The following is a 20998-nucleotide window of genomic DNA, read 5'->3' on the forward strand; positions in this document are numbered from 1 at the left end:
ATTAGGGGTATCGCCAAGTGGTAAGGCACCGGGTTTTGATCTCGGCATCCGTTGGTTCGAATCCAGCTACCCCTGCCATCTTACAGTTCATCAATTTAGGGGCGTCGCCAAGTGGTAAGGCACCGGGTTTTGATCTCGGCATCCGTTGGTTCGAATCCAGCCGCCCCTGCCATTTTCTCGAAAAAAGACAGAGCACTCATTTGCTGTAAGACTATTAATTTACCTTGACACTTTACCGCAAAAATATTAAAGTTCTGCCGCATTAGGGGTATCGCCAAGTGGTAAGGCACCGGGTTTTGATCTCGGCATCCGTTGGTTCGAATCCAGCTACCCCTGCCATCTATTCCCATATATCCCAACCGCCAAGGGTGCTTCATGCCCAATCTTGTCGTTTTTAGTGGATCTGCGCATCCACAATTCGCTCAAAAAGTCGTAAGTCACTTACATATTCCTCTAGGCGCTGCCTCTGTAGGTCAGTTCTCTGACGGTGAAATTGCTGTCGAGATTACTGAAAACGTTCGTGGTAAAGACGTATTTATCGTACAGCCTACTTGTGCCCCAACCAATGATAACCTGATGGAAATCCTGGTGATGGCTGATGCTTTGCGTCGTGCAAGTGCTGGTCGTATTACTGCCGTGATTCCTTATTTTGGTTATGCTCGTCAAGACCGTCGTCCACGTTCAAGCCGTGTGCCAATTACCGCTAAAGTCGTTGCAGACATGCTGACTACTGTCGGGATTGACCGCGTTGTGATGATCGACTTGCACGCTGACCAGATCCAAGGCTTCTTCGATATCCCTGTAGACAACATCTACGGTACTCCTGCGCTTTTAGCTGATCTTCGTCAGCAATCGCATCACAACCTGATGGTGGTTTCACCTGACGTGGGTGGTGTAGTGCGCGCACGTGCTGTTGCGAAACAAATGGGTGATATCGATCTTGCAATCATCGATAAACGTCGTCAAAAAGCGAATGAATCACAAGTGATGCATTTGATTGGTGATGTTAAAGATCGTGATTGTGTCATTGTTGATGACATGGTAGATACGGCTGGTACGCTATGCAAAGCTGCTGATGCATTGAAAACCTTCGGTGCTCGCAAGGTGGTTGCATATGCAACACATCCAGTACTTTCTGGTAAAGCACTTGAAAACTTAAAGAATTCTGTAATTGATGAACTGGTTGTGACTGATACCATTCCTCTTTCAGATGAAGCTTTAGCACTGGGTAAGATTCGCCAGGTTTCAGTAGCCAGCATGGTTGCCGAAACAATTCGTCGTATCAACAACGAAGAATCTATTAGCGCAATGTTCGATTCTTATCTATAATAGAGCGCTGAATTTTCAAAGCCCTGCCATTTGGTAGGGCTTTTACTCACCAGACTGGTCGCAAGTCTGGTTCATTTAACTTAAATAGGATGTCTATCATGGCAAACTTCGTATTAAACGCAGCAGCACGTGAAGAAGCAGTTCAAGGGAAAGGTGCGAGCCGCCGCCTTCGTCTTCAAGCTAAAGTTCCTGCAATCATCTACGGTGGTGAAGCTGCTCCTGTAGCAATTACTGTTGAGCTTCGTCAGCTTGTTAAATTCTTAGAAAACAATTCATTCTTTGAAGAAGTTATCGAAATTGATGTAGACGGCAAAGTTGAAAGCGTGAAAATCCAAGCGTTACAACGTCACCCAGCTAAAAACACACCAATGCACGCTGACTTCAAACGCGCATAAGTGTTAATGGTGTAAATTAGTGTCAAATATTTCACTGATTGTAGGTTTGGGTAACCCAGGTTCTGAGTATGCCCAAACCCGCCATAATGCAGGCTTCTGGTTCGTAGAACGCCTTGCAGACCAATATGGCATTACCCTCAAAAAAGACCCAAAATTCAATGGATTTAGCGGTCGTGGCAATATTGAAGGTCAAGACGTCCGTCTCCTTCTCCCAACAACCTTTATGAATCTTTCCGGTAAAAGTGTTGTTCCTTTCGCCAAATTCTACAATATCGCACCTGAATCGATCCTGATTGCCCATGATGAACTGGATATGAATCCTGGCATCATTCGCCTGAAAACTGGCGGTGGTCACGGGGGTCATAATGGTCTACGCGATATCGTGCCGCATATCGGTCCAAACTTCCATCGCCTTCGCATTGGCATTGGTCATCCTGGTGCCAAAGACCGTGTTTCCGGTCATGTGCTCAGTAAAGCGCCTAGCAGCGAACAGAGTTTAATGGATGATGCGATTTCCCATGCCCTCGCCCGTACAAAAATGCTGGTGAACGGTGAAGTACAGCAAGCCATGAATCAAATCAACGCATATAAGCCGAACTGAACATTCAAAAATTGCTGGACAATTCCGCTTGCCAGAAAGTTTATTTAAGCGCAAAATGCGTTTGCTCGATTGTTCACCATACAGCAAGCAAGATTGATTTAACCAAATGATCAAACTCTTAGGTCAACTCAGGGGACGCTAGCCATGCTATCTCGTTTATTAAAATGCAAAATTCACCGCGCTCACGTTACACATGCAGAACTACATTATGAAGGTTCATGTGCAATTGATGGCGTTTTGATGGATTTGGCTGGCATTCGTGAATACGAAGAAATTCATGTGTGGAACGTGACCAATGGTAAACGTTTTGCAACTTATGCAATTCGTGGCGAAGACAATTCAGGCATCATTTCAGTGAATGGTGGTGCTGCGCATCAGGCTGATGTTGGTGATATCGTCATTATTGCTACGTTCGGTGATTTCACTGAAGCTGAAGCAAATGCTCACAAGCCACGCTTAGTCTATGCAAATCCAGACAATACCGTGAATCACACAGCAAACTGCATTCCGGTACAAGTTGCCTGAGGTTTTAGATAAGATTCTAAAAAGTCCGCGAAAAGCGGACTTTTTTATGGACGAATAAAAATAGAATTAACTCCCCTGCCACCAGTTTTTACGGCTTTCACAAGTTAAGGATTTAAGCTGATCATCAACCAGATCTGCCAGCAAAGCCTTGCCATCAGCTTGTACTTTTAATTCGGCAAATTTGGCATTGCGATAACAAGGCTCAAGGCCTTCGGCAAACATAAAACTGTTGGCAGCCGGATAAAGCCCGTCAAATGTATTGCGCGGATTTTTCAGAACTAATCGGGCTAAATTTTTAGACTGATCCAGCTCAGTTCGATTAAAACTGGTTTTAATAACTCTGCGCTGCCGATCCAGCTGTACATAGCTCATCACATGCGATTGATTGTTAAAATCCTTGATACTGATTTCAGGTACAGGCTGTTGTGTAGCATCTTCAGGTGCTGTCGCACTAAAGTGCAGATTATAGTTCAAAGCCATATAATCCCCCTGCAGAATTGATCGCGGATCCACAGGAGCCAGCTCTACATAAATACTCTGGCTATGACGTAAATGCCATTCATGCTGCAGAATCAACCCACAAAATAAGGCGATGCTAAAAATAGCCAAATGCAAAGGAAGCAACTTTTTCATATTGTCTTTCCTTGAGCATGTTGTAGTTTTGGCTGTTTTAAAATATGGGCCAGCCCCAAGACTAATATTCCTGAGGCAAAAATGCTGATGCTTTTAAACAGGAAACTTAAACCCAGATTATAATACAGCATCCATAACCAGAAGATCAGCAGCAAGATGGATAAGGCCTGAATCAAAGACTGCCGATAGGCAATTGCCCAAGCCATCAACATCAAAATAACCAGAATCTCAAAATAGCCGAGCCAGATCAGGATTGCGCCCAAGACTGGAATCAGCCATAAATCATGCCGAGTAAATTGATGTCGCTGCACAAGTATAAAGCTGAATAACCAGATTATTGGCAGAATATAGAAGACCATGACATTTTCAGCACCCTGTTCAGTTATCTGCCGATGATCCAAGTGGAATAGAGTTTGAAACACTGCCATGACTACCAGTACGCAAATGCTCCATAACTGGATACTTCGGCTATAGTGAGACTGCAACCAGTACCCAGCAGTGAGCAAAACCACAATCAGAACCAGCCAGTTGATTGACATGGCAATGGTCATCAGATGATCATTATGAAGCACTGAATATAAAGCTATAATGGTCAGAACATGTGTCAATAGTAATTGCAGAAAGACGATCCACCAGTGCATGCGGCTTAAGATCGTGACCAGCATCATTCCCAGCTGAATCAGCCAGATCAGCGGCCAACTTTCGGTTAGTAATTCGCCATGAATCAGGATAGCCGCCTGGCCACATACCCATAGACAATATGCAAACTGGCGCAGAAAAATAGAACTTTTGACATGAATCAGCCACCATGCAACCCCAATGAAGATAATCCCCATAAAAATGGAAAAACTTTCCCAATAAGTCAGCAGTAGAACTGCCAAGATCACGCCGGCAATCCAGGCACCTAATGCCATTGGGATGACAGAAAATTTGCTCTTAGGTAACAGTTTCATCAGCACAGTACTGATTCCTGCAAACCAGCCGAAAATGAGAATCGCCAGCACAAGTAAACTCAAGGCCGACTCTTGCAGGTATTGCTGGGTCAGATCAAAAATCAAAATACTAAAACTCAGTGCCATTCCTGCAACGAGTAAGCTGGTTTCGAGCTGTTGCTGTCGGGTATAGAAATAAACACTGAATAAAATCGGCAGAACCAGTACCGAGCTCAAATACCAGATCGAATCCGAGTCGATAAACCGGAACATACTCAATATTGAAATGAATACAATAAGCAGAATAAACAGATAACGTAAGACCGGATAATAGCGCAGAGCAAAGAGAAAGCTTAATCCTGTAAAAATATTAAACATCAAAAAATAAGCTGTTTCAGCACGTATCAGCCAAAAGCTTTGTTTGAAATAAAAATACAGCGCCAGCTGGCTCACCAGACAAAATAAGACAAATACACCAATATTAGGCCGATACAACCAAGGCAATAGCAACACAGCCCAAAGTAGAAATAACTGATAGCTGTCAGCACCCGTCTGATAAATCTGTCCAATGACAGCCAGACTCAGCCCCAGCATCAGAGCAGAAACAGCATCCAGACTTTGCCGCAAGACAGCCTGGGTATCCAAGCGTATACTCAGTATCGCTGAAGCAAGCAGTAAAATCTGAGGAATAAACAGCTGCACAAATTTCGGCAACATCCACCAGTTTGCTGCCAGCAGATATATGATACTGATGGCGATTAGCGCAATGCCAATGATCTGCAGGTATTGAATGACAACAGGTTGAATGAATAACAACGGTGAAAATGGATTGTCTGACTTATGCAATATTTTAGACATTCTAATCTGTGCACTTTTTATTTGATTTTACCTTAACATGATTTTTGGCGGTAATTCCAGCCTAGGCCATAGAACCTGTCTTATCATTCTGTGTATCAATCTTAATTTTTTTAATTAAATAAGAACCTGATATATCCCATAAACGGCAATAATGATCAGGACCATACCGCACAATGCCAGCAAGTGTGGATATAGACGAGAGTGACGCAAACGGTTAAAGCCCAAATAAACCAAAGATAAAGTCATAAAATCCAGTACGATCCAGCTCAGGGTTAGAATTATTAAACTTAAATCCAGAGTGGGTGTAATCCCGATAAATTGTGGGAAAAAAGCCGCAAAGAAAATAATGTTTTTCGGATTAGAAATTCCGACCAGAAAACCTTGCTGAAAGCCGCCACGTACCGGAGATAACTTTTCTTGAGTTACCTCTGCTTGCTCAAAGAAAACCTCCCAGAATATCTGCAGCCCCAGATAGCCGATATAGAGACAACCCAGCAGCTTGATGGCATCTAGCCATTGCGCATTGATAACCAGCAAACCTTTCAAACTTAATATAGATAAAGCAATTAAAACCAGAGAGGCGAAATTGGTGCCAAAAATAGTTTTTAAAGCCGCAGCATAGCCACCTTTTAATCCTGCGCTGGCAACCAGTAGCATCACTGGTCCCGGTGTGGCAATCATCAGGACGACGGCCAGACAATACAGGATATATTCACTGATATTCACGCCATTCCCTCAGCTGTTATTATTTTGCCGCATAAAAAAGAGGACTTAGTCCTCCTCTTGCATATGCATCAGATGTTGACTGATGCCGTCTGCCCGTAGAAAAGCCAGATCATAGCTGGCGGTAGCCAACGCCAAAATACGGCGTTCGAACTCATCCCAAAGTGGGCGCACCTGCTTATAATGAATACCCAATCCACTATCGTCAGTAAAATGCCGGTTTTTCTCACACAGCTTTAACGCGTGATACAGTTTGCGCCCTTTGGAAGCATCCTTACGCAAACGTACCCGTTTTGAGAGCACAAAGGCCTGTACCCTGGCAAGATCGGCATGCGGCAACAGTGGCACCAGAATCTGGTCCAGTTGCACATCCAGACGCTGCCACACGGCACGATGCTGCTCGGCACTATAAGTATTCCAGTGAATCACTTCATGATTAAAACGGCGACAACCACGACATACCGCATCACCAAATACGGTCGAGCAACGCCCTGCACATGGGGTTAATGACGCAATACGACGATCTGAACTCAAAACATACTCCAAAGATACTGCAACTTTCAGTATCTGCATTACTTCACAAAATCCTGGGTCGGGCATGACTATACACGCTCTCCTCCCTGAATTGAAGCCTGCTAAAAGACTCGTGTTTTACTCGCTTATTCACTCGAATCAAGCTAAAATGTGCGCCTTTCAAATATCATGCTACGTTGGAGTATTCCATGAACGCTACTGTAGAACAGCTTGCACCTGTAGAACAGCAAGCGACGACTGGTTGGGTTGTTGCCGCACTTTATCAATTCAAAGAAGTTCAAGATCCTGCCGATCTTCAGCAACGTCTTTTGGACCTGGTAAAATCCATCAACCTTTGCGGTACTCTAATTGTGGCAGGTGAAGGCATCAACGGTACAGTTGCAGGCGACCGTGCATCGATTGATCAAATTCACCAGTTCCTTCTAAATGAAGGTTTTAACGAAATGGAATACAAAGAATCTGACAGTTCTGAAAAGCCATTCCGTAAAATGAAAATTAAATTAAAAAAAGAAATCGTAACTTTGGGTGTGGAAGTGAAACCGCGTGATCTGGTGGGCCACTATCTTGATCCGAAAGAATGGAATGAACTGATTGCACGTGATGACGTGATTCTGGTTGATACCCGTAACGATTACGAATACAAGGCAGGGACTTTCAAAGGTGCGATTGATCCGAAAACTGAAAGCTTCCGCGAATTCCCTGAATATGTGAAAAATAATCTGGAACAGCACAAAGACAAGAAAATTGCCATGTTCTGTACTGGTGGTATTCGTTGTGAAAAATCTACTTCACTTCTACTGCAAGAAGGCTTTACAGAAGTGTATCACCTGAAAGGTGGCATTCTAAAATACCTGGAAGAAACCCCGGCTGAAGAAAGCATGTGGGAAGGTGAATGCTTCGTTTTTGACGGGCGTACTGCTGTAACACATGGTGTTGAAGAAGGTCAAAATACCAAATGTCATGCTTGTGGCTGGCCTTTACTTCCAGAAGAAGTGGCCTTACCAAGTTATGAACATGGCGTCTCTTGTGTGTACTGTATTGATAAGACCACGGAGAAACAAAAAGAGGGTTTCCGTATGCGTCAGTCACAAATTTTAGCGGCGAAACGTAAACGTCTTTAATTCTATCTTTTGTAATAAAATCATATAAAAACCCTCTTCGGAGGGTTTTTTGTTTACATAAAAATTACAACTGTAATAAAACTCTTACCAATCCTTTACCAAGAACCTCATTTTTTTTCAAACAAGATTGTTAGTCTAATGATACGGTGATTTACATGCTAAGTCTTTCATTATTAACTGAAATTTTTAAATGAAAAGGAATATAAAATGCCAGGCTCACTTGCTCAAGATTCAGAAAATCTGGTTCATTTCCAACCTCAAGAAAATATAAAGCTGCAACGACTTCATCAAATTACTGAGGAGCTTGAACATCAGTCACATTTATTTGTCGTTATTCTGGGAACGGTTATTGGCGCGATTTTGGCGCTGTTCATTGGTTACCATATCAATACCGGTATCATACATTTTATCCTGCTGAGTATTTTGCCGGTGTGCTTGGCCTATTTCTTACGTAAAGTTTATATTTATACGCTGACGCATAGCTGATTCTGTCTGAGCATTTATATTCCAAGACTTTACCGCACCAAAAATACTGCTTAGGATACAGGCAGTATTTTTTATTTTGCCAATCATATGAATCTGACCGAATGGATTATTTCCATCATGGAGCAACTGGGCTACTGGGGCATCGCCCTGCTCATGTTCCTGGACAATGTCTTCCCGCCCATCCCGTCTGAAATCATTATGCCTTCTGCGGGCTATTCAGCCTCTCAAGGTGAGCTGGTACTGGTTGGAGTAATCATAGCAGGCTGTATCGGCTCCTTACTAGCAGCTGCTTTGCTGTACTGGATTGGCTATAAATTCAACCATGACTCTATTTTTAAATTTGTCGATCGTTATGGCAAATATTTATTTATTAAATCAGAAGATGTAAAAAAATCATTGAGTTGGTTTGAGCAGTACGGTCACCGGATTGTGTTTTTTGGCCGCATGATTCCTGCTGTTCGCTCCTTGATCAGCATTCCTGCAGGTATGAGTCATATGCCTTTCTGGAAATTCATGTTCTATAGCGCACTTGGAACCATCATCTGGACCACATTTCTGGCCTGTGTCGGGTTTTATTTTGGCGAAAACCAGCAGTTGATGCATCAGATTTTCAGTAAAGTCAGTTATGTGATTATTGCGATTGTTATCGTAATTATTGCCTGGGCTTTCTACCGTAGACAGCAGCGTAAAAATCGTCCATCCTGAATAGACCTCAGCATAAGGAGGTCAAAACGATGTCGCATTATCTGAAATATTTTGCCACCGTTTATCTGATCTTGGTTCTATTGGTGGGCCTATTCGTCTATTTATTTGGTCTGGGCGCTATTCTCCTGATTCCTGCCCTGATTGCTTCTGCCTTTCTCAGTGCCCGGTACTTCGTTAAACACCAACACCGCTTACCAACCCAGGAGGAGAAAAAACCACTCATCTGGGGTTCTACGATTATTGCCATGACCTTTGAGTTTATATTTTTATTTGTGCTGATCTGGATGTCCCCTCAGACAGATGAAATTTATAGAACCATCGCCTATACAGGAAGAGGACCTAACTCATTTCTGGTGGCTGCCAGCATTGCCTTACATGCCTTGCTGTTCCATATCGCCTACAATGGTTATGCCCGCTATAGTCTGTCCAAACGCGCAGGTCTGGAGAAAAACCGGGATTGAATATCTTTACCCATGTAAAAGTCCAAAGCTAAAAAAAGCACCGTACGGTGCTTTTTTTATGAATTATTCTGGCGTGTGGTACATCAGATACAATTCATTCAGGTTTTCTGGAATTTCTTCTGCAAGCTCATCCATTAACTGGCCGTTACGACGGAAAGTTTCCATTTGTGGATCTTCATCATCGATGCCGCTGAAGACCATGATTGGCAAGGTTAAATCAACCAGTTGTTCTTCAAACTCTTCAGTAAACCAAGCCTCTTCGTTCAGGAACATGGCATCTACAAAGCCCACGCTCCAGTCACCCAAGCTTGATTCGGTATCTGCTTCTTCAATTTCAAACGGGAATGTAATCCCTTCTTCATTGGCTAAGCTTTGACGAATAGACTCTAACCATGCTTTCACCTGACTGATGATTTCTGCAGGCACTTTCTTTTGATTGTTATCAAAAAGTTCGTCTAACCATTTGTCAAATTTTGGGCCTACTGCAATAGCACATAAGAAACCATGGGTTGCTGCGAAATCTAGACCGTGTTCATTCTGGTCACCATCTAGATACTCACTCAACAGGTCTAAATCTAAAGCACTCATCTAACATCCAAACTTAGAAAACCGAAAGGTTTAGCATAGCATTTATTCAGGCGATGCTAAATCCGAATTCGTTAATCTTCGTCATCAAAGTCATCGTCATCGTCGAAGTCGTAGTCAAAATCTTTGAGTTCGCGTTCCAAGCGACGCTGTGAAAGTAAATCATCAATCAGACGACGTTTTTCCAACGACTCTTTGGCACTCAGCTTACTGGAAGCCTCATCGAAATTAACATCATCCTCACCGAAGTTATCATCTAGTTCAAAATCTGTAGAAGACACTAAAACTTCCTCATAGTGAAAAATGTAAATGGTTTTAGCGCTATTTATCTTGCCTATAATCACAAGTCAAGTTTTATTTAAATTTTCCTATGTTAAAATTGTAAATAGGGCTTTTTTTCTAGCTCCATTGTGTGGCATGATATAATCCACCCTGCGTCCTTATGTTTTTTGACTACACATTTTTTGGTCAAATATACATATGCATGGGTTGGACTTGAAAATAACAAATTCATCCCCACCTTAAATTACTGAATTTCATTTTAAATATTTTATCAGTGAGCTTTAATGCTAATTACCCTGATGAAATAAGTAGGCTATTCACTAAATTTAATGAGCTTAAATCGTGCATACATAATTGTACGATTTTTTTACTATCACAGATTCAACGAAGAGTAAGCAAAAGATGAGCGATATGACTTCCCCTACTTCTCAAGTAGCGGCTCTGATTAGCCGAGGCAAAGAACAAGGTTACTTAACCTTCGCTGAGGTTAACGATCATCTGCCGGACTCCATCACAGAAAGCGAGCAGATTGAAGACATTATTCAGATGCTGAATGATGTGGGTATTCCTGTACATGATCGCGCGCCTGAATCTGATGATACGATGTTCGAGGACACTGCAGAAGCTGCCGATGAAGTTGCGGAGGAAGAAGCTGCAGCAGTACTTGCATCTGTAGAAAATGAGCCAGGTCGTACAACTGACCCAGTGCGTATGTATATGCGTGAAATGGGTACCGTAGAGCTTTTAACACGTGAAGGCGAAATTAGCATTGCAAAACGCATCGAAGAAGGTATTCGTGATGTTTTGCATTCAATTGCTTACTGGCCAAATGCGGTTGAAGTAGTACTGCAAGAATACAAAGATTATGAAGCGGGTGAACGCCGTCTTGCTGACCTTTTATCCGGTTATTTAGATCCCGAGTCAGATGAAGAAATTCCTGAAGTTCTAGAAGAAGAAGCCGTTATTGCTGATGAGACTGACTCGACCAAATCGACCAAAGACGTAAAACTGGACGATGATGAAGAGGAAGAAGAAGCTGAGTCAGATGACGAATCAGAAGCAGATTCTGGACCAGATCCTGAAATTGCCAAAGCGCGTTTCACTGAACTCGAAAATGCGTGGCTGAATACCAAATCAGCCATTGAAAAATATGGTCGTGACAGCAAACAGGCTGAAGAAGCCTTGCAGGCCCTTGCCACCGTATTTATGATGTTCAAATTCACTCCGCGTCTATTTGATATCATTTCTGAAATGATTCGTGGCACGCATGACCAGATTCGTGGTGCAGAACGTGAAGTGATGCGTTATGCGGTACGCCGTGGCCGCATGGACCGTACCCAGTTCCGTACCAGCTTCCCTGGTCAGGAATCGAATCCGGCCTGGTTAGACGAACAGATCGCGAAAACACCAGCAGACCAGAGAGCCTATCTGGAAAAAGTACGTCCAGACGTATTGGCCTTTCAGCAAAAGATTGCCGATATCGAGAAAGAGCTAGGTCTTGATGTGAAAGGCATTAAAGACATTGCCAAACGCATGGCTGTGGGGGAAGCAAAAGCACGTCGTGCCAAGAAGGAAATGGTTGAAGCAAACTTGCGTCTGGTAATTTCGATTGCCAAGAAATATACCAACCGTGGTTTGCAGTTCCTGGATCTGATTCAGGAAGGTAACATCGGTCTGATGAAAGCGGTAGACAAGTTTGAATACCGTCGTGGTTATAAGTTCTCGACCTATGCCACTTGGTGGATTCGTCAGGCAATTACCCGTTCGATTGCGGATCAGGCACGTACCATTCGTATTCCGGTCCATATGATCGAAACGATTAACAAGATCAACCGTGTATCTCGTCAGCTTCTACAGGAAATGGGACGTGAACCGACTCCTGAAGAACTGGGTGAACGTCTGGAAATGGACGAGGTCAAAGTACGTAAAGTTCTGAAGATTGCGAAAGAACCAATTTCGATGGAAACCCCAATCGGTGATGATGAAGATTCGCATCTGGGTGACTTCATTGAAGACAGCAATATCACTTCACCGATTGATGCGGCAACATCTGAAGGCCTGAAAGAAGCAACACGTGAAGTTCTGGAAAACCTCACTGAACGTGAAGCCAAAGTCCTGAAAATGCGTTTTGGTATCGACATGCCGACCGACCATACTTTGGAAGAAGTAGGTAAACAGTTTGACGTGACACGTGAACGTATTCGTCAGATTGAAGCGAAGGCGTTACGCAAGCTTCGTCATCCATCGCGTTCTGAACACTTACGTTCATTCCTTGAGAATGATTAAGATTTGATGCTTGATGTGGAGACTTGAAATTTAATCATCAGTCTCCATTTTAAGTAGCTAAGACAGACCCAAACGCCTGCATCATTGCAGGCGTTTCAAATCAGGGGGACTACCATGTTAGACCGTACACCATCTCGCGAACTTCAAGAACATCTTTGGGTGTTCCCAATGGACTATCCAATTAAATTAATTGGTTTGGCTGGCGAAGAACTCCATCAGGCCGTGAATGATATTTTTGTAAAGCATTTTCCTGACTTTGATGGCAGCCAAATGACTGTAACGCCTTCACGTACTGGTAAATATCATTCGATCACTGCCCAGCTGCGCTTCCTGGAACTAGAACAGGTTCATGCAGTATATGCTGACTTGGCAGCATGTCCGTTGATTAAAACAGCACTTTAATCAAAAACACAAAAGACACGCTTCCGGGCGTGTTTATTTATGCCCATTCAAAGCTGAGCTATGGCTTAAATATTGTTGATCTCACCCCTATTTCATGCCGAAATCATTATAATTATTGGCAGTATTTTTCATTATCAAGGACCCTCCCTGTGACTGATGCGCTGCAAAAGCCCGAGCTGATCATTCGTCAATATCATGATCTTACCCTGTATGAAGATCGTTTTCTGGAAATGAAAGCATTTACGGAAACGCGTGACGAAAATAGCCCTGATCAATTGTGGATTCTGCAACATCATGATGTCCTTACCCAGGGTCAGGCAGGTAAACCAGAACATATTCTAATACCTAGCAGTATTCCGGTAATTCAGACCGATCGTGGTGGTCAGGTCACTTGGCATGGTCCAGGCCAGTTGGTGGCTTATTTCATGTTTGACCTGAATCGCCTGGGCTGGAATGTGCGCACACTAGTGTCTTATGCTGAAAACCTGATGATTGATCTACTAAAAAAATATGGCATCGATGCCTATGCCAAACCAGATGCACCCGGGGTATATGTGGCTGAGCGCAAAATAGGTTCTCTCGGTTTTAAAATTCGTAAAGGCCGCAGTTATCATGGTCTTTCCTTGAATCTGGATTGTGACCTGAGCGGATTCAATACCATTAATCCTTGTGGATATGCAGGACTAGAAATGGTACGCATGAGTGACCTCCTAGACCAGCCACCCCAATTCAATCAGTTGTGCACTGAAATTATTGAAACTTTGCACCACAGCGGTTACTTTAATCAGGTAACTGTCGAGCAAAGATAAAGCCTTTGCATTTCACCCTTAAATAAATTAGAGTATTTACTCTAAACCAATAATATTGAGATAGGGATCATCACGTGATTGCAACTAAATCCGTAAAACCCGCTTTGCAGCTTGCCTATGTCAAACTCATGATGGATGTGATTGGCCGAGGTCTGGTCATGGCAAGTCAGGTGGATGAAGAAATAAAACAGGAAGTGGCTCATTTTCCAGTGAATTTTAGTCTTTCCATGAAAGTTTTTCCGCACGGCCCGGCCTTTGTGGCGCGGGTCACTCAGGATAAACAACTGGAACTGGTGAAAAATCTGGAAAAAGCGCCCGATCTGACCATTACCTTTAAGCACCTGCACCATGCCTTTTTAGTATTTTCTTTTCAGGAAAGTACCTCTCAAGCTTTTGCCAATGACCGCATGATTGCTGATGGCGATATTTCCAATGCCATTCGTCTGGTTCGCTGCCTGAATAAAATGGAAGCCCTGATTTTGCCGAAAATGGTGGCTCAACTGGCTGTTAAAGAATATCCAAACAATCTGAGCCTAAAAGAAAAACTAAGTGAAGCGAGCAGCATTTATCTGAAAATCGCTCAATCCTATTTGAAACGGAGTGTATAACATGGCTAAACCTTATTATGAATTTTTCTGTCCGGTCAAAATAATTGCCGGCCATGCCGCGTTAGAACATATTCCGTTTGAACTTGCAACCTTGGGAGCAAAACGTCCGCTGATCATTACTGATAAAGGTGTGCGCGCCAACAATCTGCTGGCACCGATTGAAGCTGCATTTGAAATGGCAGATGCTGCAATTGTCGCCATTTTTGATGATGTACCACCCGACTCCAGTTTGGGTACAGTTCGCAGTGCGGCAAAGCTATACCGTGAAAATTACTGTGATGCGATCATTGCCGTGGGCGGTGGTTCAGTTATTGACACCTCCAAAGCGACCAATATTCTGGTCTCTGAAGGGGGTGATGATCTGCTGAAATACTCAGGTGCACATAACCTGCCCAAACCGCTGAAACCGTTCTTTGTAATTCCAACCACTTCAGGTACAGGTTCAGAAGTGACCATGGTCGCTGTCGTGTCGGATACTGAAAAGAATGTCAAAATGCCGTTCGCTTCTTATTATCTGATGCCGCATGCCGCGATTCTAGATCCACGCATGACCCAGACCTTGCCGCCGCATTTAACTGCCATGACTGCGATGGACGCCATGACCCATGCAGTCGAAGCTTATACTTGTATGGCAGCCAATCCGATTTCGGATGCCTATGCGACCGCTGCCGTCAAGAAGATCAGCACCCACCTATTTAATGTATTGGACAATCCTACCGATGCACAAGGCCGTCTGGAACTGGCTCAGGCATCGACCATGGCGGGCATTGCATTTTCCAACTCAATGGTGGGCATTGTACATTCTCTCGGTCACTCATTAGGTGCAGTGGCTCACTTGCCGCATGGTTTATGCATGAACCTATTCCTGCCTTATGTGCTGGAATACAACAAAGATGTCAATGGTGACAAAATTGCAGATCTACTCTTACCTTTGGCTGGTGCAGATATTTATGCACAAACACCGGCGCATCTACGTGCTGACAAAACCATTGCAACGATTATGACCATGCGTGACCGGATTTACAGTCTGACCAAATTACCACGTACATTACGTGAAACCGGTAAGATTTCTGAAGCCCAGCTCGATGAAGTTGCTGAAAAAGCACTAAATGATGGTTCCATCATTTACAACCCGAAAGAAGCCAACTTGGAAGATTTAAAATCAATCTTAAAAAAGGCTTGGTAATTACTGAAAAATAAGCCAATATAGCAAAAATTTAAAGCCTGATGTTTTTTTAGACATCGGGCTTTTATCTTGCAGGAAATAGCCATTTTTTGCTACGAATGGCACACTTCGTGCAAATCTAAATTTAAAAAATAGCTAGCAAAAGCCGTAATTTTAAAGTAGATTGGCGCGCTTTTATAGAAAATTGTAGGGGGGATCGTTCGTCTCAAACGATCCTTATTAAATATGACTGATCCTTGATCAACGATTAAGAGGATAACGCCGTTGACAAATTTCTCTGGGACTCAATCGGCAGCTAAACTGCAAAAAACGCTAGGACTCTGGCACATCATTATTATTGGTTTAGCTTACATTCAACCCATGACCTTATTTGATACCTTTGGTTTGGTATCTGAAGAAAGTCATTTGCATGTTCCTACTTCTTACATCATTGCCCTCATTGCAATTTTGTTTACATCGATCAGCTATGGTCACATGATTCGTCGCTATCCTTCTTCGGGTTCGGCCTATACCTATGCGCAAAAATCGATTCACCCGAATATTGGCTTTATGGTGGGATGGTCTTCATGGCTTGATTATCTGTTATCACCAATGGTCAACATTATCTTGGCGGTGATCTATCTTGAGGCTTTGTTCCCGGATGTCAACCACTGGGTCTGGGTCGTCGTATTGACTGCCTTCATGACCGGGGTAAACTTGCGCGGTGCACGCTTCGTGGCCAACTTTAACAGTCTGATCGTACTGGTACAGTTACTGGTTATCGGCATCTTTACCTGGATGGTGTTTACCAAACTGCAGGCAGGCTTCAATGCCGATGGTCCGATCACGGCTGAACAGCGTTACCAGCTTTGGAGTCTCGAGCCTTTCTGGAATGAACTGACATCAGTCGGTGCACTGATTACCGGTGCAACTTTACTGTGCTTCTCATTCACTGGTTTTGACTCTTTAAGTTCTCTGGCAGAAGAAACCAAAGACACTGAAAAAACTTTGCCTAAAGCAATTTTCCTGACTGCTTTAATCGCCGGGATTATTTTCATTATTAGCACGTATTTCATGCAGCTGTACTTCCCTTCTAATCCAGGTTCTTATTTTAAGAATATTGCTGAAACTCAGCCAGAAATCCTGTTACTCGTAGGCGGTTCATTGTTCCAGTCTTATGTTCTGACTTTTGCAATCATTACAGTAATGGCATCAGGGATCTCAGCACATGCAGGGGTATCTCGTCTGATGTATGTAATGGGTCGTGATGGCGTGATCAATAAGAAGATCTTTGGTCATATTAGCCCGAAAAGCTACACGCCAAACTACAATATTCTGATTGTCGGTGCTGTGGCCTTAACGGCAGGCTTCATGGATCTGGATATCGTCATTTCAATGATCAGCTTCGGTGCCTTGACAGCGTTTACTTTCGTTAACCTGTCGGTGATTTCACGTTATGCACTGCGAGATGGCCGCACTAAAACTGCGAAAGACATTTTCAGCTTCGTGGTCATTCCAATGCTTGGTTTTTTCAGTATCTTTGCAATGTGGCTGGAAATTGAAGAAACTGCGCTGAAATACGGTTTATGGTGGGCGATGTTCGGTATTCTGTACTTGGGCTACAAAACCAAGGGCTTTAAGCACCCTGCTCCACAACATAACGAATTTGAATAATCGGTATTGTTCATCCTTAAAAAAGGCGCTTCATGCGCCTTTTTTATTTTTTTGCTTTTTTCAAGCTGACTAATTTAGAAGGCAATCAAAACCCATTTGAGTATCGACCCGATTATTTTTGTAGCCCAGTTTTTCAATAAACAGGCGACGGTTAGACAACATCTTCTGCTCTTCCGGAGCTAAACGGGCTTTATTCTGGACAGCCAGTTGATACATTTCATCCACAACACCCTGGAAGATATCACAAACTTCTTGGCGCTTGGCCTGTTTTAGTTTACGTCCCTGCCAGGTCCATTGAAAATCATCTGCATCCAGGCTCTGTCCCCATTTTTCAATACGGGCATCCAGGCGTTTCTGCATGTCGCGAAGGCTCTGCTGGATTTCCGCTTGAGTAATAGGCCGATTTTCAGTTGTCAGGGTTGCAGCACTACCGTCTTCCGCACTCACAGAAGCAGCAATGATGCTAAAGCAACATGTGATGACAAGTTTTACTAGAGGCTTCAAGGCAGTACCTTTTGCTATATTTGATGACGTTTCAAACCTAAGCATACAATGAAGTGCAAAACCTTTTATCTATTTGTTACACAAAATAAAAAAGCCACCCGAAGGTGGCTTTTTAAATTATTGTAGATTTCAGTTAAAGCGCTTTAAAACCCTGTTGACGCCAAGCCTCATACACAATCACTGCAGTCGCATTTGAAAGGTTCAGACTGCGCGAGTTCTCTGCCATGGGTAAACGAATCCATTGCTTTTGCGGGAACAGCATACGCACCTGCTCCGGTAGGCCACGAGTTTCCGGCCCCATTAACAAGGCCACAGGACGGTTTAAGTCCGAGGTATGTGGCGTTGCAGAACCTTTAGTAGTGAGTGGATAGACTGCATCCGGACCAATGCCTTTACTTGCCAGATCAACCAGACAGTCTTCGATATTTTCCCAAATCTGCATATTGGCATATTCGTGATAATCAAGGCCGGCACGTTTCAGCTTTTTGTCATCCAGTTCAAAACCCAGCGGCTTGACCAGATGCAACTGCGCTCCGGTATTGGCACACAGACGAATGATATTGCCTGTATTTGCAGGAATTTCAGGCTCATATAAAACAACGTGGATCACAGAATTTCTCTACTTGGGTTTAAGTGACAGCTTATTGCCACTTTAATTGTTCACGCAAACGCACAACTTCACCAATAATGGTCAAAGTCGGAGCTTGAATCTGATGTTCGGCCACCTTGGATGCAATGTCCGTCAGGGTGCCCACTACGACTTTTTGCTCAGGGGTCGTACCTTTAGAAATTAGCGCTACCGGCATATCGGTGCGTTGACCATGAGCAATCAACTGCGCACAGATTTTTTCCAGTCCCACCAAGCCCATATACAGCACCAAGGTCTGGTTTTCATAGACCAGTTCACTCCAAGGCAGTTCAGGCGAACCTTCTTTTAAGTGACCGGTCAGGAAACGTACACTTTGTGCATAATCACGATGGGTCAAGGGAATACCGGCATAGGCTGAACAGCCTGAAGCTGCAGTAATCCCTGGAACCACCTGAAAAGTAATGCCTGCAGCGAACAGTTCTTCAATCTCTTCACCACCACGCCCGAAGATAAAGGGATCACCGCCTTTCAGACGGCAAACCCGCTTTCCTTCACTGGCATATTTGACCAACAAGGCATTAATCCCATCCTGCGGCACCGCATGGTTGGAACGCGCCTTACCGACATAGATCTTTTCCGCATCACGACGACATAGATCCATGATGGGTGCTGAAACCAGACGATCGTAAATCACCACATCGGCTTGCTGCATCAAACGTAAGGCTTTTAAGGTCAGCAGTTCTGGATCACCAGGACCGGCGCCCACCAGATAGACTTCACCTTTTGGTTGTTGCCATTCCTGTAATGCTTGCTCGATCAGGCGATCTGCTTCTGCAATATTGTCGTTAAACACCTGTTCTTTCAGTGGACTGGCATATAAGTCTTCCCAAAAAATACGGCGTTCATCCGGATTGACAATTTTAGCCTTAACCGCACTGCGCCATTTTCCTGAAAACTCGGCTAGCTTGCCCATTTCATGCGGAATAGTGGTTTCCAGTTGAGTACGGATCTGCCGCGACAACACGGGCGACGTACCATTCGATGCGACTGAAATTACCAAAGGTGAACGGTCAATAATCGCTGGCACCATAAACCGGCAATGCGGTGGATCATCGACGCTATTGACTAGGACATTTTCCGCTTCACACAGTTCAAAGACCTGACGATTGGTCTCGGCATCATCAGTCGCCGCAATCACCAGTCGATATTGGCGTAATGCAACTTCAGGATAAAAAGCTGCCTGCACATAGTGTCCTTGGCTATTTTGCACAATTCGCAGCAGACTCTCTTCGATTTCAGGTGCAATCACATGAATGATCGCACCTGCTTTTTGAAGTAAAAGTGCTTTACGGTATGCAATATGCCCACCACCGACAATCAGACAAGGTTGCTGCTGCAACTTTAACGAGATTGGAAAAATATCCACGAACTACCTCAAAATTTTAAATCTGACTGTCTATGCAATTTTCATGCACATTTATAGGGATGCAAAGATCGACAATTAGTCGATATAAGTCGCACCACCCATATATGGACGTAATACTTCAGGAATCTCAATCGAGCCATCGGCGCGCTGATAGTTTTCCATCACTGCAAGTAAAGTACGACCCACGGCCAGACCTGAACCATTCAAGGTATGCACAAATTCAGTTTTCTTCTGATCAGCACGGTAACGCGCTTTCATGCGACGCGCCTGGAAGTCCCCCATGTTTGAGCATGAAGAAATTTCACGATAGGTACTTTGGCTTGGTACCCAAACTTCTAGGTCATAAGTCTTGGTCGCGCCAAAGCCCATATCACCACCACACAGGATGATCTTACGGTATGGAAGACCTAATGCCTGCAAAATACCTTCTGCATGACCAGTTAATTCTTCTAGTGCCTGCATCGAGGTTTCAGGTTTTACAATCTGAACCATTTCCACTTTGTCAAATTGATGCTGACGGATTAAACCACGCGTATCACGACCATAAGAACCAGCTTCACTGCGGAAACATGGCGTATGCGCCGCATATTTCAGTGGCAGACGGTCTGCATCAATAATTTCATCACGCACAAAATTCGTTACTGGCACTTCAGCAGTCGGAATCAGATAAAATTCTTTTTCGCCCTGCAGTTTAAACAGATCTTCTTCAAATTTTGGCAGCTGACCAGTCCCACGCAATGAATCTGCATTCACCAGATAAGGCACATAGGCTTCGGTATAGCCATTTTGGTCTGTGTGTGTATTCAGCATGAACTGGGTAAGAGCACGCTGTAAACGTGCCAATGGACCTTTCAGTACGCTAAAACGTGAACCGGTCAATTTGGTAGCGGTTTCAAATTCCAGACCGCCCATCATTTCGCCAAGATCAGTATGGTCTTTGATTTCGAAATCAAATTCACGTGGCGTACCCCATTTCAGGATTTCCACGTTATCGCTTTCATCTTTACCTGCCGGTACAGATTCGTCTGGCAAGTTTGGAATAGACAATGATTTTTCTTCAAGCTCAGCTTGCAGTTCAGCCAGTGCAGCTTCAGCAGCTTTGATTTCATCACCAATCGCTGACATACGTGCCATGATTTCAGATGCGTCACCGCCGGCTTTTTTAATTTGACCAACTTGTTTCGCACCCGCATTACGCTCAGCTTGTAGCGATTCAGTTTTGGATTGAATTTCTTTGCGGCGAGCTTCAAGTGCAGCCCACTCTTCGACATTCAGTTGAACACCACGTTTTGCCAAGGCTAAATTTACAGCCTCAATATTATTTCTGAGTAATTTCGGGTCGATCATAGCCAATCTTTTGTTAAG

Annotated in this window: 24 protein-coding genes and 3 tRNA genes; 17 read left to right on the forward strand and 10 right to left on the reverse strand. The window is 43.8% G+C overall.

The window, feature by feature from the left end; translation table 11 throughout:
- Positions 1–3: 3 nt before the first annotated feature.
- The 7 genes from VXP95_RS11170 to panD all read left to right on the forward strand — a co-directional run bounded on the left by VXP95_RS11170 (position 4) and on the right by panD (position 2850).
- Positions 4–78 (forward strand) — tRNA-Gln (locus VXP95_RS11170).
- Positions 79–97: 19 nt separating this feature from the next.
- Positions 98–172 (forward strand) — tRNA-Gln (locus tag VXP95_RS11175).
- Positions 173–264: 92 nt separating this feature from the next.
- Positions 265–339: transfer RNA gene (locus tag VXP95_RS11180), tRNA-Gln, on the forward strand.
- A gap of 36 nt (positions 340–375) precedes the next feature.
- On the forward strand, positions 376–1329 hold the full coding sequence (locus VXP95_RS11185) for a ribose-phosphate pyrophosphokinase (protein WP_064096350.1): 954 nt from the start codon (positions 376–378) through the stop codon (positions 1327–1329).
- Between the two features lie 98 nt (positions 1330–1427).
- Positions 1428–1724, forward strand: coding sequence for a 50S ribosomal protein L25 (rplY, locus tag VXP95_RS11190; RefSeq protein WP_004645781.1), 297 nt, complete (start codon positions 1428–1430; stop codon positions 1722–1724).
- Positions 1725–1743: 19 nt separating this feature from the next.
- Complete coding sequence (gene pth / locus VXP95_RS11195; protein ID WP_416681978.1) at positions 1744–2325, forward strand: aminoacyl-tRNA hydrolase; 582 nt, start codon at positions 1744–1746, stop codon at positions 2323–2325.
- A 144-nt stretch (positions 2326–2469) separates the two neighbouring features.
- Positions 2470–2850, forward strand: coding sequence for an aspartate 1-decarboxylase (gene panD / locus VXP95_RS11200; RefSeq protein WP_008307603.1), 381 nt, complete (start codon positions 2470–2472; stop codon positions 2848–2850).
- A gap of 66 nt (positions 2851–2916) precedes the next feature.
- Here the strand turns inward: panD and VXP95_RS11205 are convergent, their stop codons facing one another.
- The 4 genes from VXP95_RS11205 to VXP95_RS11220 all read right to left on the reverse strand — a co-directional run bounded on the left by VXP95_RS11205 (position 2917) and on the right by VXP95_RS11220 (position 6530).
- Complete coding sequence (locus tag VXP95_RS11205; RefSeq protein WP_416712041.1) at positions 2917–3483, reverse strand: GDYXXLXY domain-containing protein; 567 nt, start codon at positions 3481–3483, stop codon at positions 2917–2919.
- The gene (locus tag VXP95_RS11210; protein ID WP_416712042.1) at positions 3480–5273 is read right to left on the reverse strand and encodes a DUF2157 domain-containing protein; all 1794 of its coding nucleotides are present in this window, start codon (positions 5271–5273) and stop codon (positions 3480–3482) included. The genes VXP95_RS11205 and VXP95_RS11210 overlap by 4 nt, the downstream gene beginning before the upstream one ends.
- A 114-nt stretch (positions 5274–5387) precedes the next feature.
- A complete protein-coding gene (locus VXP95_RS11215; RefSeq protein WP_416712043.1) occupies positions 5388–5999 on the reverse strand; it encodes a LysE family translocator in 612 nt (203 codons plus the stop codon).
- A 45-nt stretch (positions 6000–6044) separates the two neighbouring features.
- Positions 6045–6530 carry a DUF1289 domain-containing protein gene (locus tag VXP95_RS11220; RefSeq protein WP_416681971.1) on the reverse strand — a complete coding sequence of 162 codons (486 nt, stop codon included), beginning with the start codon at positions 6528–6530 and terminating at the stop codon, positions 6045–6047.
- A 188-nt stretch (positions 6531–6718) separates the two neighbouring features.
- Between VXP95_RS11220 and VXP95_RS11225 the strand changes: the two genes are divergently transcribed.
- From VXP95_RS11225 to VXP95_RS11240, 4 genes are all read left to right on the forward strand, one after another.
- Positions 6719–7651 (forward strand): rhodanese-related sulfurtransferase, encoded by a 933-nt coding sequence (locus VXP95_RS11225; protein ID WP_005265894.1) that lies wholly within the window; start codon positions 6719–6721, stop codon positions 7649–7651.
- Positions 7652–7858: 207 nt separating this feature from the next.
- Complete coding sequence (locus VXP95_RS11230) at positions 7859–8137, forward strand: hypothetical protein (protein ID WP_064096355.1); 279 nt, start codon at positions 7859–7861, stop codon at positions 8135–8137.
- Between the two features lie 87 nt (positions 8138–8224).
- Complete coding sequence (locus VXP95_RS11235) at positions 8225–8842, forward strand: DedA family protein (protein WP_064102442.1); 618 nt, start codon at positions 8225–8227, stop codon at positions 8840–8842.
- Between the two features lie 29 nt (positions 8843–8871).
- Positions 8872–9303, forward strand: a complete 432-nt coding sequence (locus VXP95_RS11240; protein ID WP_144724353.1) for an ABZJ_00895 family protein — start codon at positions 8872–8874, stop codon at positions 9301–9303.
- A gap of 63 nt (positions 9304–9366) precedes the next feature.
- Here the strand turns inward: VXP95_RS11240 and VXP95_RS11245 are convergent, their stop codons facing one another.
- Together VXP95_RS11245 and VXP95_RS11250 are read right to left on the reverse strand one after the other, a co-directional pair.
- The gene (locus tag VXP95_RS11245; protein ID WP_064096358.1) at positions 9367–9891 is read right to left on the reverse strand and encodes a YecA family protein; all 525 of its coding nucleotides are present in this window, start codon (positions 9889–9891) and stop codon (positions 9367–9369) included.
- Positions 9892–9962: 71 nt separating this feature from the next.
- Positions 9963–10169 carry a PA3496 family putative envelope integrity protein gene (locus tag VXP95_RS11250; RefSeq protein WP_064096359.1) on the reverse strand — a complete coding sequence of 69 codons (207 nt, stop codon included), beginning with the start codon at positions 10167–10169 and terminating at the stop codon, positions 9963–9965.
- 373 nt (positions 10170–10542) lie between these two features.
- On the opposite strand from VXP95_RS11250, the gene rpoD reads away from it, so the two are divergent.
- The 6 genes from rpoD to VXP95_RS11280 all read left to right on the forward strand — a co-directional run bounded on the left by rpoD (position 10543) and on the right by VXP95_RS11280 (position 17114).
- Positions 10543–12456 carry an RNA polymerase sigma factor RpoD gene (rpoD, locus tag VXP95_RS11255; protein ID WP_264753795.1) on the forward strand — a complete coding sequence of 638 codons (1914 nt, stop codon included), beginning with the start codon at positions 10543–10545 and terminating at the stop codon, positions 12454–12456.
- Positions 12457–12570: 114 nt separating this feature from the next.
- Positions 12571–12858, forward strand: a complete 288-nt coding sequence (locus VXP95_RS11260) for a YbeD family protein (RefSeq protein ID WP_064096361.1) — start codon at positions 12571–12573, stop codon at positions 12856–12858.
- A 149-nt stretch (positions 12859–13007) separates the two neighbouring features.
- Entirely contained in the window at positions 13008–13667 is a 660-nt protein-coding gene (lipB, locus tag VXP95_RS11265) for a lipoyl(octanoyl) transferase LipB (RefSeq protein WP_064096362.1), read from the forward strand.
- A gap of 74 nt (positions 13668–13741) precedes the next feature.
- Positions 13742–14275 carry a hypothetical protein gene (locus VXP95_RS11270; RefSeq protein ID WP_416681967.1) on the forward strand — a complete coding sequence of 178 codons (534 nt, stop codon included), beginning with the start codon at positions 13742–13744 and terminating at the stop codon, positions 14273–14275.
- A 1-nt stretch (position 14276) separates the two neighbouring features.
- Positions 14277–15461, forward strand: coding sequence for an iron-containing alcohol dehydrogenase (locus VXP95_RS11275; protein ID WP_064096364.1), 1185 nt, complete (start codon positions 14277–14279; stop codon positions 15459–15461).
- A 264-nt stretch (positions 15462–15725) separates the two neighbouring features.
- Entirely contained in the window at positions 15726–17114 is a 1389-nt protein-coding gene (locus VXP95_RS11280; RefSeq protein WP_064096365.1) for an APC family permease, read from the forward strand.
- 69 nt (positions 17115–17183) lie between these two features.
- Here the strand turns inward: VXP95_RS11280 and VXP95_RS11285 are convergent, their stop codons facing one another.
- The 4 genes from VXP95_RS11285 to serS all read right to left on the reverse strand — a co-directional run bounded on the left by VXP95_RS11285 (position 17184) and on the right by serS (position 20980).
- Positions 17184–17663, reverse strand: a complete 480-nt coding sequence (locus VXP95_RS11285) for a hypothetical protein (RefSeq protein ID WP_064096366.1) — start codon at positions 17661–17663, stop codon at positions 17184–17186.
- An 88-nt stretch (positions 17664–17751) separates the two neighbouring features.
- Complete coding sequence (locus VXP95_RS11290; RefSeq protein ID WP_416712044.1) at positions 17752–18228, reverse strand: tRNA (cytidine(34)-2'-O)-methyltransferase; 477 nt, start codon at positions 18226–18228, stop codon at positions 17752–17754.
- 31 nt (positions 18229–18259) lie between these two features.
- Positions 18260–19633 (reverse strand): siroheme synthase CysG, encoded by a 1374-nt coding sequence (gene cysG, locus VXP95_RS11295; protein WP_144724351.1) that lies wholly within the window; start codon positions 19631–19633, stop codon positions 18260–18262.
- 75 nt (positions 19634–19708) lie between these two features.
- Positions 19709–20980 (reverse strand): serine--tRNA ligase, encoded by a 1272-nt coding sequence (gene serS / locus VXP95_RS11300; protein ID WP_064096369.1) that lies wholly within the window; start codon positions 20978–20980, stop codon positions 19709–19711.
- Between the last annotated feature and the right edge of the window lie 18 nt (positions 20981–20998).

The organism is Acinetobacter sp. 226 (genome assembly GCF_048147925.1).
In the GTDB taxonomy this organism is placed as follows: Bacteria; Pseudomonadota; Gammaproteobacteria; order Pseudomonadales; family Moraxellaceae; genus Acinetobacter; species Acinetobacter pecorum.